Origin of the sequence: Aeromicrobium sp. NPDC092404 (assembly GCF_040684095.1) — a bacterium.
Lineage (GTDB): Bacteria > Actinomycetota > Actinomycetes > Propionibacteriales > Nocardioidaceae > Aeromicrobium.
Genome location: NZ_JBFBFI010000001.1, coordinates 663,613 through 680,694, shown reverse-complemented (window position 1 = coordinate 680,694; position 17,082 = coordinate 663,613). Strand labels below are relative to the sequence as shown.

Here is a 17,082-nt window from a genome sequence, read left to right as displayed (position 1 = left end):
TCAGTACAGACACTGATGGGAGGCGCACGGTGAGCGCACGAAATGGGAACACGAACATCGAGGGCAAGGACAGCGTCGGCATGTACCTTGCCGAGATCGCCCGCACTCCCCTGCTCGACGCCGAGCGCGAGGTCGAGCTGAGCAAGACCGTGGAGGCCGGGCTGTTCGCCCGCCACCTCCTCGATGAGGGCCGGATCGGTCGCCGCAAGGGCGGAGCGCCGAAGTCCGCCACCGAGGAGGAGCTGCGGTGGCTCGCCGACGAGGGTGACCGGGCGGTCCAGGAGTTCATCCAGGCCAACCTGCGGCTCGTCGTCTCGATCGCCCGCAAGTACGGGCGCTCGGCGATGCCGATGCTCGACCTGGTCCAGGAGGGCAACACCGGCCTCATCCGGGCCGTGGAGAAGTTCGACTATGCCAAGGGCTTCAAGTTCTCGACGTACGCCACGTGGTGGGTCCGTCAGGCGATCACCCGCGGCATCGCCCAGCAGGCTCGCGTCGTGCGCCTCCCGGTGCACGTCGTCGAGGAGCTCAACCAGGTGACAGCGGCACGTCGCAACCTGGAGCGCCAGCTCGGCTACGACCCTGAGCCGCAGGAGATCGCGCTCGAGCTCGGCATGGACGTGGACCGGGTCATCGACCTCATGTCCTGGGGCCGTGACCACGTCAGCCTCGACTCGCCGGTCGACGAGGACGGCGACACGTCGCTCGGCGACCTGATTGCCCGCGAGACCCAGCCCGGCCCCGACTTCGCGGTGCTCGACGACGAGTCGCGGCACCTGATCTCGACGCTCGTCGACCATCTCGGCGATCGCGAGGCCGACATCGTGCGGGCTCGGTACGGCCTGCTCGACGGTCGCCAGCAGAAGCTGGCCGACATCGGCAAGCGGCACGGCATCTCGGCCGAGCGCGTACGTCAGCTCGAGCGTGAGGCTCTCGCGACGCTGCGGCGCATCGCGGATCCGGACCTCGCCGCCTAGGCGGAGGTCGCCCTGGACACGAGCTCGTCCCAGGTTCCCCCGACGATGAGGGCGAGCTCGTCCAACGGACCGGTGTTGTCGATCACCAGATCGGCGGCACCGGTCCTTTGTTGTCTCGACGCCTGGGCCCCGATGCGAGCCCGCGCGTCCGTCTCGGACATGCCGCGGCTGCTCATCAGCCGGGCCACCTGGACGTCCTCGGGCACGTCCACCACGACGACGACGTCGCAGTGCCGGGCAGCGCCCATCTCGACGAGCAGCGGGTTGTCGTGCACGACGATCGCGTCGGGCGCCGCCGTCGCCTCGCGGGCGGCGGCGAGCTGCCAGATGGCCGGGTGCGTGATGGCGTTGAGGTCGGCCAGGGCAGCGGGGTCGTTGAAGACGATCTCGGCGAGCGCCGGACGGTCGAGGGAGCCGTCGTCCGAGATGACGCCGGGACCGAACCGCTGCGCTATCGCCTCGAGCCCGGGGCTGCCGGGCTCGACCGCCTCACGAGCGAGCACGTCGTAGTCGATCACGAGTGCGCCGTGGGCCGCCAACAGCTCGCTGACGGTGCTCTTGCCCGAGCCGATCCCGCCCGTGAGCCCGACCCGCAGCACGGACGTCCTAGCTCGCGGCGTTGCCGTAGGTCGTGACGTGCACGTGGTCCATGTGGTTGGCGGTCGCGCCGCCACGATCCTCCATGCCGCGCCACGCACCCGACGTCGACGGACGCCAGATCCGCTGCTGCCAGATGAGGTACTCGATGCCGAGCTCGGCCCGATTCTCCTGGAGGAACGCGGCCACCTGGTCACCGACGGGACCCGACACCATGATGTCGAGCGCCTGGCCCGTGCCGTGCTCGCCGCGTCCGGCGAGGCCGCCGTAGCGGACGATCGACGGGAACTTGGCGCACACCGCGCGGTGGACCTTGATGGTGTCCGGCTGGAGCCCGCGCTCCGGACCTGAGCCGGACGCGCACGGCGAGGTGCCCAGCGGCATCTCCTTGGCCAGGCTCTTGGCCTCGACCCAGCGCGGCAGGCCCTTGTGGATGATCTGGGCCCAGTCACCCTTGGTGACGCCGGTGATGTCGACCGTGTCGCCCGAGGAGACCTTGGCCAGCACCGGCGAGGAACCCTCGGCTGCGGCATGGACGTCGACCGCCGTCACGGCGAAGCGGGTGCCGGTGACCTTGGCCTCGGCGGCGGCCTCGTTGGTGAGGGGCACACGCTCGGCGCTGCGGCTGACGGCCGGGGACTTCTCGGCCGAGGACACCGCGAACAGGTCCTGCTTGGGCTGCGCGACCGCGTCGGCCGGGGCCGGCGAGTCGTGTGCGACGACGAGGGCGCCGGCGGTCGCGAGGGTCAGGAGTCCCGCAGTGGGAAGGAGTGCTCGTGAGATGTGCAGGCGACGGGGCGCCTTGCGCGGATGCCTGTGGCGAGAATCTGCCACGGATGGACCACCTAGTGCGTCGACGAAAGTCTGGCTCAGCGTTCGAGTGAAGCATACTTTGTGCATCGGTTCACATCGGATGCACACATCGCGCGGGCCGGAGTGACCGATGTCTCACGATGTGGAAGGTTCTGTATGCCCGACGTCCTCACCGCGGCGGACAGCGAGATGGCGCAGCGCCGCGTCGCGGGAGCACTGCACAGCCGAGGCCTGCGCGCCGGCGACCGGCTCGTGCTGTGCGTCCCGGGGTCGGCGACGTACGTGAGCGTCGTCCTGGGCGCGGCCCGTATCGGCGTGGTGCCGGTCCCCCTCGATCCCCGACTCACGGAGCACGAGCGCACGGCGCTGATCCGCGACGTGCAGCCCACGCTCGTCGTCGACGACCAAGCGGGTCTCGAGAGCCTGTTGTCCGGAGCCCCGATGGAGCTGGACCGCTGGCCGCGCTGCCGTCCCATGCACTTCACGTCGGGCACGACCGGCAGGCCCAAGGGCGTGTGGTCGGGTCTCCTCACCTCTGAGCACGCCGCCGCGCTCGTCGACGAGGAGCGTGACCTCTGGGGCTTCCACGCCGGGGACGTGCACCTCGTGGTCTCCCCCACCTATCACTCCGCGCCGCTGCGGTTCGCCATGGGCACGCTGCTGGCCGGCGGGGCGATCGTGGTGCTGCCCCGGTTCGATGCGGCGGACCTCGTCGACGCGGTGGCGACCTTGCGGCCGACGTCGATGTTCTGCGTCCCCGCACACCTCCAACGACTGTTCGCGTGGCTCGACGAGCACGAGCCCGTCTTCGACACGTCGTCGTTCCGCCTCGTCGCGCATGCCGGCGCACCGTGTCCCGAACCCGTACGCCGCCGGGCCCATGCCACGTTCGGCACCGCCGTCGTGTGGGAGTTCTACGGCTCGACCGAGGGCCAGTTCACCGCGTGCCCAGCCACTGACTGGATCGCCCACCCCGGCACCGTGGGCCGGGCCCGACCCGGCCGCGTCGTGACGGCCGACCAGGACGGCCAGCTCTGGTGCGCCGTGCCGGAATGGGCCCGTTTCACGTACTGGAACGCCCCCGACAAGACCCGGGCGGTCTGGCGGACGACACCGGACGGCCCGGCCTTCACGGTCGGCGATCTCGGGCGGGTGCAGGACGGCTACGTCCACCTCGACTCCCGACGGGAGGACCTCATCATCACCGGAGGGGTCAACGTCTACCCGGCTGAGGTCGAGGCAGCGCTCGAGGTCGCCGACGGCGTCGTGGAGCTCACGGTGTTCGGCCGCGACGATCCCGAGTGGGGTCAGCGCGTCTGCGTGGCCTACGTCGGCGAGGTCACCGAGGACGCGTTGCGCGCGCTGGCGACCGAACGCCTCGCGCCGCCGAAACGCCCCAAGACGTACGAGCGACGCGCCTCGCTGCCTCGCACCGCGACCGGGAAGGTGCGCCGCACCGAGCTGTGAACCGGCCCTGGCCGCCCTCAGACGGCTTGGTCGACGTAGGTGAAGGTCTTGCGGTACTGCTGGGGCGTCGTGCCCCTTGCGGTGGCGAAGTGGTGGCGAAGCGTCGCCGCATTGCCGAAACCGACCCGGGTCGCGATCTGCTCGACCGACAGCGACGAGTTCTCGAGCAGCTCCTCGGTGTTGGCGAGACGCTGGCTCGTGAGCCACTGCAGCGGCGTCGTCCCCGTCTCGTCGCGGAACCGCCGGGCGAAGGTGCGGGGTGACATGTGGGCCTGCGCCGCGAGCTTCTCGACCGAGAGGGGCTCGTCGAGGTGGTCACTGGCCCAGGCCAGCAACGGGGCCAGTGTGTCGGCCTCGGTCTGCCCCATCGGCGTACGGATGAACTGAGCCTGACCGCCGTCGCGATGGGGGGCGACGACGATGCGGCGTGCCGTCGTGGTCGCGACCTTTGCGCCGTACATCTGCCGCATCAGGTGCAGCGAGGCGTCGATGCCGGCGGCCGACCCCGCCCCCGTCATGATGTTGTCCTCCTGGACGTAGAGCACGTCGGGCCGCACGAGGGCCTTCGGGTACATCTGCGCCAGACGGTCGGTGTAGCGCCAGTGGGTCGTGCACTCGCGACCGTCGAGCAGCCCGGCCTCGGCCAGCATGAACGCGGCGGAGCAGTGGGCGTAGACCAGCGCGCCGCGCTCGTACGTCGCGCGGACGGCGTCGAGCACCGCCGGGTCGTGGTCGAGGAACTCGTGCTTGGGCGAGAAGCAGACCAGGTCGGCGTCCTCGATGGCCTCAAGGCCGTGCGTGACGTGGAGGTCGAAGCCCGCGCGGCCCCTGACCCGGCCCGGGCGCGGCGTGCACACCCGGAAGTCGAACACCGGGTTGTCGTCATCGGGGTGGTAGGGCTCAGCCCACACCTCGCAGATCGAGCCGAGGCCGAAGGGCTCGGCGCCGTCCTGGACCACCACTGCAACGGTCTTCATGCCCCGAGCATCCCAGATGATTGGCAGGAAATCAACGCACACTGGCATTCCTGCCACTGGTGGCAGCATCTTGGCGCTACGAGAATTACTGCCATGTTCATCATCGTGCTCGCCCTCCTGGTCATCGCCACGGGGATCGCCTTGGTCGTGCAGATCCCCAAAGACGGGTACGGCTCCCGTCCCGCCCCACGCAGCCACGCGGACTCGTTCCCCACGCACCGCGCGGTCTGAACCCCGACGACGAAGAACCCCCGGTCCGTGTGGACCGGGGGTTCTTGTGTGAAGCGGTGAGATCTACTCGCCGCCCGTGAGCTTCTCGCGGAGCGCCTGCAGCGCCTCGTCGGAGGCGAGCGAGCCCTCCTGCTGCGGAGCATCGTCGCCCGCCGCGGTGTCCGAGGAGTAGTTGGCGGCTTCGGAAGCCTCGATGCCGGCCTTCTCGGCCTCCTCGATCTGCTTCTTGTGCGCCTCCCAGCGCTCGTGCGCCTCGGCGTACTGCTTCTCCCACGTGGCGCGGGCCTCGTCGAAGCCCTCCTGCCACTCGCCGGTCTCGGGATCGAAACCTTCGGGGTAGATGTAGTTGCCCTCGGCGTCGTACGACGACGTCATGCCGTAGAGCGTCGGGTCGAAGTCGTCGCTGACCGCGGCCTCGGTCTCGTTGGCCTGCTTGAGCGACAGCGAGATGCGGCGACGCTCGAGGTCGATGTCGATGATCTTGACCATGACGCTGTCGCCGATCTGCACGACCTGCTCGGGGATCTCGACGTGACGCTCGGCGAGCTCGGAGATGTGCACCAGGCCCTCGATGCCCTCCTCGACGCGGACGAACGCACCGAAGGGGACGAGCTTGGTCGCCTTGCCCGGCACGATCTGGCCGATCTGGTGCGTACGGGCGAAGTGCTGCCAGGGATCTTCCTGCGTGGCCTTGAGCGACAGCGAGACGCGCTCGCGGTCCATGTCGACGTCGAGCACCTCGACGGTGACCTCGTCGCCGACCTGGACGACCTCGTTGGGGTGGTCGATGTGCTTCCACGACAGCTCGGACACGTGGACGAGTCCGTCGACGCCGCCGAGGTCCACGAACGCACCGAAGTTGACGATCGAGGAGATGACGCCCTTGCGGACCTGCCCCTTCTGGAGCTCGGTGAGGAAGTTCTGGCGAACGGCCGACTGGGTCTGCTCGAGCCAGGCACGGCGCGACAGGACCACGTTGTTGCGGTTCTTGTCGAGCTCGATGATCTTGGCCTCGATCTTCTGACCGATGTAGGGGTCGAGGTCGCGCACGCGACGCATCTCGACCAGCGACGCCGGCAGGAAGCCACGCAGACCGATGTCCATGATCAGGCCGCCCTTGACGACCTCGATGACAGTGCCCTCGACCACGCCGTCCTCGGCCTTGATCTTCTCGATGTCGCCCCACGCGCGCTCGTACTGCGCACGCTTCTTGGACAGGATGAGGCGGCCTTCCTTGTCCTCCTTCTGGAGGACGAGGGCTTCGACGTTGTCGCCGACGGAGACGACCTCGTTGGGGTCGACGTCGTGCTTGATCGAAAGCTCGCGGGAGGGGATGACGCCCTCGGTCTTGTAGCCGATGTCGAGGAGAACCTCGTCACGGTCCACCTTGACGATGACACCTTCGACGATGTCGCCGTCGTTGAAGTACTTGATGGTGAGGTCGATCGCGGCGAGGAAGTCTTCCTCAGAGCCGATGTCGTTGACGGCGACCTGCGGTGCTACGTGGGGTGTGGCGAGACTGCTTGACATAGAGGAGTTGCTCCGATGGATGGGTGGAATTGTCGGGCACGTCTGACAGCCCTTGGATCGTGATGAGTCGAGGAGATTCGCCCGACACGGCGCACGAGCACGGGCCTGCTCTGTCCGAGGTACGTACAGGCCATCAGCGCAGGTCCAATCGTACGCGACGGGGGTCCTGCGCGGGAAGGCGGGTCAGGCCGGGGACAGGAACGCCGACAGCGCACGGGCGTACGTGTCGACGTCGGCTGCACCCATGAGCTCGCGCGCCGAGTGCATCGCCAGTTGCGGCGCACCCACGTCGACCGTCAGCATGCCGGTGCGGGCGGCGCTCAGCGGTCCGATCGTGGACCCGCACGGCAGGTCGGCGCGGTGCTCGTAGCGCTGCAGCGGGACGCCTGCCTGCTCGCAGGCGCTCGCGAACAGCGCGGCACCGGGAGCATCCGTGGCGTAGCGGAGGTTGACGTTGACCTTGAGCACCGGTCCCCCGCCGATCGCGATGTGGTGCAAGGCCTCGTGCCGCTCGGCGTAGTTGGGGTGCGTCGCGTGAGCCATGTCGCCCGAGGCGCAGGCCGACGCCGCGACGGCGCGGTGGTAGTCGTCGCGGGTGCCGCCGGCTGCCAGCACGATCCGCTCGAGCACCGTGGCGAGCACGTCGGACTGGGCCCCGCGCTCGGAGGTGCTGCCGACCTCCTCGTGGTCGAACAGCGCCAGGACCGGCCGGACGCCGGGCACCGGCGAGGCGTCGAGCAGGGCTCGCAGTCCTGCGAAGCACGTCACCTGGTTGTCGAGGCGCGGGGCGGACACGAGCTCGCTGTGCGCCCCGGTGAGGGCACTGGGGGTGGCGTCATGGGTCATGAGCTCGAAGCCGAGGATGTCGCCCCGGGTGACGCCGGCGCGATCGGCGACGAGCTCGAGGAGCTCCCCCGGCGCCGTGGACCAGATCGCGTTGAGGTGGCGTTGCGGGTCGAGCTCGACGCCCTTGCGCTCCGCGGAGAGGTGGATGGCCAGCTGGGGCACCCGAAGGAGCGGCTCGTCGAGGTGGACCAGCACCTCCGAGCCGTCACGGAGCGCCAGCCGCCCGGCGAGGCCGAGGTCGCGGTCCAGCCACGAGTTGAGCCACGCCCCGCCGTACGGCTCGAGGGCCACGACGCCCAGCCCCTCGGGCGCGATGTCGTGGTGCTGCTTGAGCCGCAGGTTGGGGCTGTCGGTGTGGCCACCCACGACGCGGAACGGATCGCTGGGGGTGCTGCTGGTCTCGGTCGACCAGGCGACGAGCGTTCCGCCGCGGACGACGTAATGACGGCCCGGCGCGGTCGGCCACGCGGCCGACTCGCTCAGCCGGACGTACCCGGCGGCGTCCAGCTCGGCGGCTGCGGTCTCGCACACGTGGAAGGGCGTCGGCGATCGGTCGACGAAGGTGCACAGGTCGGCGGCAGCAGCGATGGTCATAGGGCACTCACCCTAGAACACCGGGTGCCCGCAACAGAGTGACGCCGCGACTCCCCTGGGAATCGCGACGCCACCGTTCGGGTGCGGGTTCGTCAGTGCGAGACCAGCTCACCCTTGTGCGACGCGCGCGCTCCCTCACGGGAACCGCGACGGGTGAACAGGCCCAGGACGATCAGTGCGAGCCCGAGAGCTCCACCACCGAGCGGCACGTACGTCTTGACGGCCGACAGCAGCAGCGCCTTCGACTTGTACTCGTCGACGGTGCTGGCGATGTTGTCCTCGGTGTAGCGCAGCGTGGCCTTGGTCGTCGTCAGCACGCGCTCCCCGTCGAGCTCGAGGTAGCTGTCCTGCGCGGTCTGGCCGACCAGCACGACGCCCGTCACGGGCTCGACCTCGTAGGTGCTGACGCTCGAGTAGATCCGGTCGGCGGTCACGGTCGTCTCGTCCGAACCGACCAGGGAGCCGGGCACGTCGATCGTGCCGGTCTTGATCGGCTCGATCGTCTGCTCGTACGTGTAGGTCTTCATGCCCTTGACCTTGCCCTCGCCGACGAACTTCGCGGGGGTGGCCTCACGCAGGGTGCCGTCCCAGAACGGGTAGGTCTTCTTCTTGGCGTCGAACGGGAACTTGAAGTAGAGCCCCTCGAACTTGCCCGGCTCGATGATCTCGCCATCGACGTCGGACCTGGCGCCCTCCCAGTCGACGGCCTCGCCGCTCGTGCGGTCGAACGCGACCCGGTCGTCCGTCGCGCTCAGCGCGGTCTCGCCCGAGCCGCAGTCGAAGGACGGCTTGTCGGTGCAGTCGTAGATGTCCCAGACCGCGATGTCGCGGTCGAGCTCCTCGCTCGCCTTCTTGCCCTCCTCGACGTTGCCGACGACGACCTTGGTGTTCTTCAGCGGGCCGGTCGTGGGCTTGAGCCCCGCCGCCACGTCGAGGTACTCGGCATCCTTGCCGGCCGCGGTCTCCGCGACGCTGGTGGATTCGTTGTTGAGCGGCACGACGGCTAGCTCGTCGTACATGTAGAACTTGGACAATGCGGCCAGTGCCAGCAAAAACGCGCCCAGGAACAGCGCGACTGTTCCCAATTTCTTACTCACTGTGGGCTCCCTCCACGGTATGAACGCTTGACCGTAGCACCGGAGAGGGTCAGCCCCCGTTGGGACCGCACGACCACGTTTGCGTACGTTGGCGACCGGTCCACACCGGCGTCGTGACCCCCGCGGGTGGCAGGATCGTCGGTTGTGAGTGCTCCCGCCGTGTCGCCCGTCCGGGCACTCGTGCCCGCGCACCTGTCGGTCGCCCAGCGCGTACGCCTGGCCGCGGGCGTGATGATCGCTGCGAGCCTCGCACTCAAGGCCTGGGTCGTGCTGCCGGCGTGGTTCTACAGCGACGACTTCCGGTTCATCGAGGACGCCCGTACGCGAGGCATGTCGGTCGACTTCTTGTTCACGCCGCACGACAGCCAGCTCATGCCGGTCGGCGTGGCCATCTCGTGGCTCGTCGCACAGGCGGACGGCTACTCGTGGCTGCCTGCGGCCGCCATCACCCTGACGCTGCAGCTCGCGGCGGCGTGCGCATGCTTCGCGATGCTGCGGACCCTGTTCGGCGACCGTTGGGGCATCCTGGTCCCCCTCGCCCTGTTCGTCGGGTCGCCCATGGGCCTCGAGGCCGGCATCTGGTGGTCGGCTTCCCTCAACGCGCTGCCGATGCAGACAGCGTTCTTCCTGCTCGTGACCTGCGTCGTGCTCTGGGCCCGCGACCGCCGCCTCCGCTGGGTGGTCGGTGCGGCCGGAGCGATCGCGCTGGCGGCTCTCAGCGGGCCTCGCGGACTCGCCATGGCCGTCCCGGTGACGCTGCTGATCGCCCTGTTCCTGACCCACGGACCGTGGTGGCGGCGGCCGTACGACCTCGTGCGACAGCACCTGCCGCTCGCCCTGCCGCCGCTACTGATCGGCGTCGGGTACGTCGTCCTGTACGCGCGCACGACCCCGGCTCCCGTCGAGTCCAGCGGCGAGGCACCGGCGCTGGCACTGCTGCACAACCTCCTGATGGGGTCGTGGGCGCCGGCGCTGCTCGGGGGCCCGTGGCGGTGGAGCGTCGTCGCCGATCCGGTGGCGATTGCCGCGACACCCGCTGCGCTCGAGGTCATGGCCACGGTCCTGGTCGTGGCGGCCGCCGCCTGGCTCGTGCGGCGCAACCCGGGTCCGGCCGGCGCCGCCCTCGCGATCCTCCTGGCGCAGCTCACGGTGACCTACCTCGCGCTCGTGTTCGGCCGCGGCCTCCAGGTCGGTGCCTACGCAGGCTTGGTCTCGCGCTACCTCGCGGACACCCTTCCCGTCACCGTGCTGGTGATCGCACTCGCCACGATGCCGCTGCTGGTCGACCGCGCGCCGGCCTTCCGGCGCCCGCTGCCGCACCCGACCGAGCTGGGCACCTGGACCGCGCGCGGCCTGGTCACCGCCGGCGCGATCGTCCTCGTCGGCGGCGTCGTCAGCACGGTCCGCTACGCCGCGCCGTGGCACGCCGACTTCGTGGCTCGCGCATACATCCACAACGCCGTCGCGACGGTGCGCGACGACCCGACCCCGATCGCCGATGTCGAGGTCCCCGACCTCGTGCAGCTGTCGCTCCACTACCCCAGCAACCTGCCGTCCCACCTGCTCGCGCCGTACGGTGACCTCGTGCAGACGACCCGGCGTGGCAACGACCTGCGCATCCTCGACGGCTTCGGGCGCAGCCGGCAGGCGATCGTCAGCGGCGGCGCGGAGACCGTGCTCGACGCGATCCCCGGTTGCGGGGTGCGGGTCGGTCCCACTGACGCGGTCTTCTCGCTCGAACGAGAGGACATGGACGCGTTCCCGTGGACCAGCGTCAACTACGTCGCCTCGGCCGACGGGCTGTTCGAGGTGACTGCTGACGGCCGCCCGCTGCCGGACCTGGAGGTCGCAGCCGGCCCGCACACCTACTTCTTCCTGACCGATGGCGCCTACAGCACGTTGACCCTGCGCTCGAAGACTCCTGGCGCGGAGCTCTGCGTCGACGTCGTGCGCGCCGGCCCGATCAAGGCCTTCGGATGACCGCCGGAACACCGCCGACCGCACCCACCAAGGCGCCGTCGTTCCCCGGGCTCGACACGATCCGCGCGGTGGCGGCGATCTGGGTCGTCGTCACGCACGTCGCCTTCTGGACCGGGTCCTACGGCAGCGGGCTGCTCGGAGCGCTCGCCCAGCGGCTCGAGGCCGGTGTGGCGGTCTTCTTCGTGCTGTCCGGGTTCCTGCTGTCGTACCCGTGGCTGCGTCAGCTGCGCATCGGCTCGACACGCGACTCCGTCGGCCGGTACGCCCTCAAGCGGGTCCTTCGCATCCTCCCGGTCTACTGGGTCGCCGTCGTTGCCGCCTTGGTGCTGGTGCCGCAGAACGACGACACCTCGCTGCCCCGTGCGGTCGATGCCTTCCTTATGATCGACATGTACCGCGACGGCTTGCTGCTGGAGGGGCTGACCCAGATGTGGAGCCTCGCCACCGAGGTCGCGTTCTACGTCTCGCTGCCCGTCCTGATGGCACTGCTGGTGGGTGCCGTCGCGCGAGGCCGATGGCGGCCGGTGCGCATGCTGGCGGCACTCGCCGGCGTGGCGGTCGGGTCGCTGGTCTGGGTCGCTGTGGCAGCCGACTTCCTCACGTCATGGGGCGGGTGGGTCAACCAGGCGCTCCCGGGCTACCTCGGCTGGTTCGCGATCGGTATCGGCTTTGCCGTCCTCGACGTCGATCGGCGCAACGCCGCGCCGGGCCACGAGCTCGCCCTGACCCGCTGGTGCCGGACGGCTGCGTCAGCGCCGTGGACCTGCTGGATCGTCGCCGGCGCCCTCCTGTTCGTCGCCAGCACCCCGCTGCTGGGTCCCGTGCTGCTCGTCGAGCGCACCCCCACCCAGCTGGTGTGCCGCGCGATCCTCTTCGGGCTCGTGGCGGCCATCGTGGTCCTGCCCAGCATCTTCGGCAGGCCCTCGACGACGTACGCACGTGTCCTCGCGAACCCGTTCCTGCGGCACCTGGGCCACATCTCGTACAGCCTCTTCTGCTGCCACGTCATCGTCATCGCGGTCCTGTTCGACCGCCTCGACCTGACGCAGTTCGCCGAGAACATGTGGTTCGTCCTCGGCCTCGTGCTCGTCGTCAGCCTCGTCGTCTCGGAGCTGCTCTACCGAGTGGTCGAGCTGCCCTGCATGCGCCTGAAGGACCTGGGCCGGCGCAGGCCCACGGCGGCGACCGCCGAGACGCCGGCCAGCGCGAGGAGCTGAGGCAGGGCGCGCGAGCCGCTCCAGCTGTCCAGCCCGGCCCATGGCTCGGCCACCGCGAAGACCACGGCCGCTGCGACCGCTGCGGCGGCAAGACCTGCCGCCACCCCTCGGTGACGTCGGAGCAGCGTCACGGCGGCCACCGCCGAGATCGACGCGAGCAGCCCGGGCCAGCCGGCCACGAGCACTGCCACGGCAACCGCTGCGCCGGTCGACCACCCGGCTCGACCGGCACGCGGCATGCCCACGGCGGGCCACCCCCTCGCCTCGCGGCCCGGTCGCAGGCAGAACGCCATCAGGGCCACCAGCAGCAGCCCGCCGACGCCCAGCAGCACGCGATAGAGCGTGCCCGGGCCGTACGCCTCGATGAGCTCGTCCGCGTCGGCCGTCGTGGTGTGCCACCCCTGCTGCCATCCGTCGAGGACCACGGGCCGGGCGTCGCCGGACGGCGTGGTCGCGGTCCACCCGGAGTTGGCGTTGTGTCCCGTCGACACCACCACGTCGTCCCCAATGAGCGGCCGGTCCTCCGGGACGCTCAGCAGGACGTCGACCGGGCGGACCAGCTCGGTGCCGCGCGTCGTGACGCGGTGCGTGCCGGCCGTGAGTGCCACGGTGTCGGAGTCGCACGCCGTCACCTCGGAGACCTCTCCCCGCTGCAGGGCCGCAGGCGACGTCACCAGTCGCGTCGTGACCTCCGTCCCGTCCACGTCGACGGACGGTCCGGTGCCGCACGGGAAGGTGCGCACCCGCTCCGACGGCCTGAAGGGCAGCCCGCCGACCTTGCCGACCCGTACCTCGCTGACGCCGACCGGCAGGGGCGTGATGCCGCCGTCGAAGCCCAGCGAGGCGCGTCGCACGTCCGGCACGAGGTGCACCTCGACCGAGGTCGCCCTCACCGGACGGAACAGCGCGATCCCGTCCTGGTTGACCGGCACGCGTTGCTGCGACCCGTCCGAGAAGACGAGGACGGCCGCCGAGGCAGGTGAGGCCGCCAAGGACGGAGCCGACTCGAGCCTGAGCGTGTCGACGGTTCTCGGAGCGACCCACCGCACCGTGACGGTGGGGTCGCCGTCGTCGGCGGCGGCCACCCATCCAGTCTGCAGGTCACCGTCGACGGCGGCCAGCGCACCCGCGGCCGGCGAGTCGGTCTGCTGCGAGCTCGTCGCGACGGTCGTCAGCCGGCCGCGCTGGAGGGCGGCGTCGATCGCGGCACCGCCTCGCGGCGCGACCCGCATCTGCAGGGCGTACGTCTCGGCGGCCGGCAACGTCAGCTCGCGATCGAGGTCGCGGTCGTCCTCGACCCGTTCCGCGTGCGTGTCGGAGCAGCGCGGTGCTCCACCGACGTCCAGGCAGCCGGACACCCGACCCTGCGCCCCCTGCATGAGGATGGCGCGCGGCGGGGCCCAGCCGCGCGGCACTCCGGGCATCACGAGCGGCCGGGACAGGGCGACCCCGGGGAGCTCGACCTCGCTGATCGCCACCGGGCGCAGCAGCGTCGATCGGGCCGAGATCTCGAGCCGGTCGACGCGGCCGACTGCGATCGACACCGGCGAACGACCGCGGACCGTCACGGCCCGGCCGCCGGTCTCGGTCGACACGATCAGCTGTCGTGTCTCGTCGTCGGCGAGGTCCAGGGTGATCCTCGCCGTGCCCACGGTCGTCGCTTCGTCCAGCTCCAGACGGAGCCACGACCGGTCACCCGACCGAGCGCCGTCTGGTCGCCACGCGGTCTCGGGGTCGCCGTCGAAGGCCGCCCACGGCTGCGCGGACGGGTCCGTGCGCGGCGCAGCACCGATGTCGGACAGTGACGACGACGCGGTCAGCGAACGGGCACCGCGCAGGTCCGGGGTGGTGGTCCACCCTCTCAGCGCCTCTTGGTCGTACCGGTGTACGCGCCGGTCCGCGCGGTAGGGCTCCTGCGGCGTCAGCGAGGCCGAGCGGTTGCGCTGGACGGCACCGAAGGCTGCCTCCTGCCGGCGGTTGCCGTCGGTCAGGATCGTGCCGCTGGGCGCCTCGCCCTCGACGTCCTTGGCCATCACGGTGGAGGCGTTCGTCGTGACGCCGAGCTCGTCGAGCGTCAGCAGCGACCCCGGTCCACCGATGAGGGCGTCGAGCCGGCTGTACCTGGTGGCCCGGCGATCCGACCAGTCGTCGCCGAACGAGAACACCTCGATCGCCGGCCGGTCGGCACGCCAGCCCTCGTCGACGAAGACGCGACCGCCCTCAGGGTTGAGGACGATCGGTCCACCGCCGATCGTCGGCCCGAACGTCGCGACGCGGCGCATGCCCGGTGTCGACGACAGCGTCGCCCGGACCTGTTCGGGCGCGACGACGCCGACGCCCCGGTCGATGTCGTTGCGGACCACGACGGTGCCGATCCCGGCACGACGCAGGAACTCGGCCAGGCCGGGAGTCCCCTGACCGGTCGCCATCGCCTGCGACACGGTGTCGAGCATCTCGATGTTGCCGCCGGGGGCCAGCGGGATGACGTTGCGGACGGCCCACGGGCCGGTCGCGTAGGCCTGCAACGGCTCCTCCCCGGTGCGGCCCCACGCGTACGTCCCGAACGAGGTCGCCGGCGCGACCAAGGTCGTGCCCTTGGCACTCCTGCCGATCCACTCGCCGGTCTGCTCCCAGTACTCGGGGACGGACTGATAGCTGCCTCGAGGTGCGACGTGCCCGGTCCAGGCCGGGACCGTGGCCCCGAGGACGGCGGCGCAGGCGAGCACGCCGACGCCGATGGCCAAGGTGTCGGGCCGTCGCCGGCCCTCAGGGTCGACGACCCTCCCCTCGGTCAGCCTCGTCACGGCGTGACACAGCCCGATGACCAGTGGCAGGCGCAGCAGCACGTCGAACTTGTGCGTGTTGCGCAGCGGCGCGAGCGGTCCGTCCAGGAGATCTCGCACCGTCCCCGAGCCCAGCCCCGACGTCGAGCCGACGTGGCCCAGCGTCACCAGGACCAGTCCGGTCAGCAGGCCCGCCACGAGGAAGCCACGAGCCGGCAGGTCACGCCGTGACAGCCCGATGATGCCCAGCACCAGCACGAGCCCGCCGTTGAGGATCAGCAGCGGCTCGGTGATGAGGAGCTGACCCGCGTCCGCGTTGGGGTCGACGTACGCGACCCAGTTCGTCGTGCCGCGGAGCGCATCGAGGACCGTCGCGGCCACGGTCGTGTTGGAGGCCGCCTCGATGTAGTCGAGGAACGGTGGGCTGTAGCGCCCGAGCAGCAGCAGCGGCATCAGCCACCACAGCGTGCCGACCATCACCAACGGCGGCCACCACGTCATCATCGTCCGCCGGCGGGCACCGCGGGGTGCGCACCAGATCCACCACGCCGCGAGCGGCACGACCGCGAACGTCGCCGCGGCGTTGACCCCACCCACGAGGGCGACGGCCAACGCGCTCAGGGCCGCCTGGCGCCGCGGGTCGCCGCGTACCAGGCCGATCACCAGCGGCACCAGGACCCAGGGCGCGATGGCCGACGGCCACATCTCGACGGAGGAGGCACCCAGGACCGTGAGCATCCGCGGCGACAGCGCGAAGGCGAAGCCCGCCAGGATGCGCGTCCACCGGTTGCCGATCCGCATCGCGTCCAGCAGCACGACGGTCCCCAGGAACGCGAGCACCAGCAGGAGCGACCACCACAACCGCTGCGTGACCCACGGCGACACGTTGACGAGGTCGCCGAGCGCGAAGAAGGGCCCCATGGGGAACAGGTAGCCGTACGCCTGGTTCTGGACCTGCCCGAAGGCCCCCTCGGGATCCCACAGCGACAGCGAGCGCCCGAGGAACCCGAACGGGTCCGCCGTGAGGTCGAGCTTGGTGTCGGTGACGACGGTGCCGGGGGCCTGCGCGAACGCGATGGCGACCAGAGCCGAGCAGCAGGCGATGAGCCGGAACCGCCAGACAGCGGTCAGCGTCGGCGCAGCCGGCTCGTACGCCACACGCTCGACGCTCACCGCTTCCTCAGCACGATGGCGAGGTTCCACGTCACCAGCTCGCGCAGGACGGGGACCCGCAGGACCCACCAGGACCAGCGCGGGAGGTAGCGCGGGATCACGGCGACGACGTCCGCCCCGGTCTGCTCACGGGCCCAGCGCAGCCCCGCAGCCGCAGTGACCGCGAACAGCGAGGTGCCGAACACGTTCTTGGGCGGGTGCCCGTGCTTCCTCTCGTAGCGCCGCGCAGCCCGGTTCCCGCCGAGGAAGTGCCACGGCGCGGTCTCGTGGCCGCCCCACGGGCCGTACCAGAGCGTGTAGGACAAGAACACCAGGCCGCCGGGGCGCGTGACGCGGACCATCTCGTCCGCCATCGCCCACGGCTCGCTGACGTGCTCGAGCACGTTCGACGAGTAGGTGACGCCGAAGCTCCCGTCGGCGAACGGCAGCTGCATGCCACTGCCGAGGACCGTCCCGGCCTCGGGATCGCCCAACCCGGACAGCTCGCCGAGGTCGGCGTCGAGCGGCGTGTAAGTCGCCCCCGCGCCGCGGAACGCGTCCGCGAAGTAGCCCGGGCCTCCGCCCACGTCGAGCACCCAACGGCCGTCGAGATCGGCGTACGTGCGGATCTGCTCGACGGAGTCCCGCGCCAGCGTCCCGTAGAAGTGTGCGGGGTCGCTCTGCTCGACCCGAAAGGCTTGGAACAACCGCCACGATCGGCCCAGATCAGGGCGGAAGGGCAGGTCAGGCACGCCGAAAGGATACGGGAGGTGTGGTCCACCCCGATGTTACGATGGGGGCGTCATGTTGAGGGACATGAC

13 protein-coding genes are annotated in these 17,082 nt (G+C 70.5%); 5 read left to right on the top strand and 8 right to left on the bottom strand.

Annotation, left to right across the window (positions count from 1 at the left end; translation table 11 throughout):
- Nucleotides 1-80: 80 nt before the first annotated feature.
- Nucleotides 81-977: a sigma-70 family RNA polymerase sigma factor gene (locus tag AB0N22_RS03490; RefSeq protein WP_364639193.1), complete on the top strand. Its 897-nt coding sequence runs from the start codon at nt 81-83 to the stop codon at nt 975-977.
- On the opposite strand, the gene coaE is transcribed toward AB0N22_RS03490, so the two are convergent.
- Together coaE and AB0N22_RS03480 are read right to left on the bottom strand one after the other, a co-directional pair.
- Nucleotides 974-1,576: a dephospho-CoA kinase gene (coaE, locus tag AB0N22_RS03485; RefSeq protein WP_364636149.1), complete on the bottom strand. Its 603-nt coding sequence runs from the start codon at nt 1,574-1,576 to the stop codon at nt 974-976. The genes AB0N22_RS03490 and coaE overlap by 4 nt on opposite strands.
- 7 nt (nt 1,577-1,583) lie before the next feature.
- Entirely contained in the window at nt 1,584-2,408 is an 825-nt protein-coding gene (locus AB0N22_RS03480) for an SH3 domain-containing protein (RefSeq protein WP_364636147.1), read from the bottom strand.
- A 135-nt stretch (nt 2,409-2,543) separates the two neighbouring features.
- Between AB0N22_RS03480 and AB0N22_RS03475 the strand changes: the two genes are divergently transcribed.
- Nucleotides 2,544-3,854 (top strand): AMP-binding protein, encoded by a 1,311-nt coding sequence (locus tag AB0N22_RS03475; protein ID WP_364636146.1) that lies wholly within the window; start codon nt 2,544-2,546, stop codon nt 3,852-3,854.
- Nucleotides 3,855-3,871: 17 nt separating this feature from the next.
- On the opposite strand, the gene AB0N22_RS03470 is transcribed toward AB0N22_RS03475, so the two are convergent.
- The gene (locus AB0N22_RS03470) at nt 3,872-4,831 is read right to left on the bottom strand and encodes a helix-turn-helix domain-containing protein (RefSeq protein WP_364636144.1); all 960 of its coding nucleotides are present in this window, start codon (nt 4,829-4,831) and stop codon (nt 3,872-3,874) included.
- 93 nt (nt 4,832-4,924) lie between these two features.
- Between AB0N22_RS03470 and AB0N22_RS03465 the strand changes: the two genes are divergently transcribed.
- Entirely contained in the window at nt 4,925-5,062 is a 138-nt protein-coding gene (locus AB0N22_RS03465) for a hypothetical protein (protein WP_364636142.1), read from the top strand.
- A 63-nt stretch (nt 5,063-5,125) separates the two neighbouring features.
- Here the strand turns inward: AB0N22_RS03465 and rpsA are convergent, their stop codons facing one another.
- The 3 genes from rpsA to AB0N22_RS03450 all read right to left on the bottom strand — a co-directional run bounded on the left by rpsA (nt 5,126) and on the right by AB0N22_RS03450 (nt 9,129).
- Entirely contained in the window at nt 5,126-6,592 is a 1,467-nt protein-coding gene (rpsA, locus tag AB0N22_RS03460) for a 30S ribosomal protein S1 (protein ID WP_364636140.1), read from the bottom strand.
- 183 nt (nt 6,593-6,775) lie between these two features.
- Nucleotides 6,776-8,032 (bottom strand): M18 family aminopeptidase, encoded by a 1,257-nt coding sequence (locus AB0N22_RS03455; protein ID WP_364636138.1) that lies wholly within the window; start codon nt 8,030-8,032, stop codon nt 6,776-6,778.
- Nucleotides 8,033-8,124: 92 nt separating this feature from the next.
- Nucleotides 8,125-9,129, bottom strand: coding sequence for a DUF3068 domain-containing protein (locus AB0N22_RS03450; protein WP_364636136.1), 1,005 nt, complete (start codon nt 9,127-9,129; stop codon nt 8,125-8,127).
- Between the two features lie 144 nt (nt 9,130-9,273).
- Between AB0N22_RS03450 and AB0N22_RS03445 the strand changes: the two genes are divergently transcribed.
- Both AB0N22_RS03445 and AB0N22_RS03440 read left to right on the top strand, forming a co-directional pair.
- Nucleotides 9,274-11,109: a hypothetical protein gene (locus AB0N22_RS03445; RefSeq protein WP_364636134.1), complete on the top strand. Its 1,836-nt coding sequence runs from the start codon at nt 9,274-9,276 to the stop codon at nt 11,107-11,109.
- Nucleotides 11,106-12,326, top strand: coding sequence for an acyltransferase (locus AB0N22_RS03440; protein ID WP_364636132.1), 1,221 nt, complete (start codon nt 11,106-11,108; stop codon nt 12,324-12,326). The genes AB0N22_RS03445 and AB0N22_RS03440 overlap by 4 nt, the downstream gene beginning before the upstream one ends.
- Here AB0N22_RS03440 and AB0N22_RS03435 read toward each other — a convergent pair.
- Together AB0N22_RS03435 and AB0N22_RS03430 are read right to left on the bottom strand one after the other, a co-directional pair.
- Complete coding sequence (locus tag AB0N22_RS03435; RefSeq protein WP_364636130.1) at nt 12,227-16,282, bottom strand: alpha-(1->3)-arabinofuranosyltransferase family protein; 4,056 nt, start codon at nt 16,280-16,282, stop codon at nt 12,227-12,229. The two genes, AB0N22_RS03440 and AB0N22_RS03435, sit on opposite strands and share 100 nt — an antisense overlap.
- Complete coding sequence (locus AB0N22_RS03430) at nt 16,279-17,013, bottom strand: class I SAM-dependent methyltransferase (RefSeq protein WP_364636127.1); 735 nt, start codon at nt 17,011-17,013, stop codon at nt 16,279-16,281. Before AB0N22_RS03430 ends, AB0N22_RS03435 begins: the two co-directional genes overlap by 4 nt.
- Nucleotides 17,014-17,082: the final 69 nt, after the last annotated feature.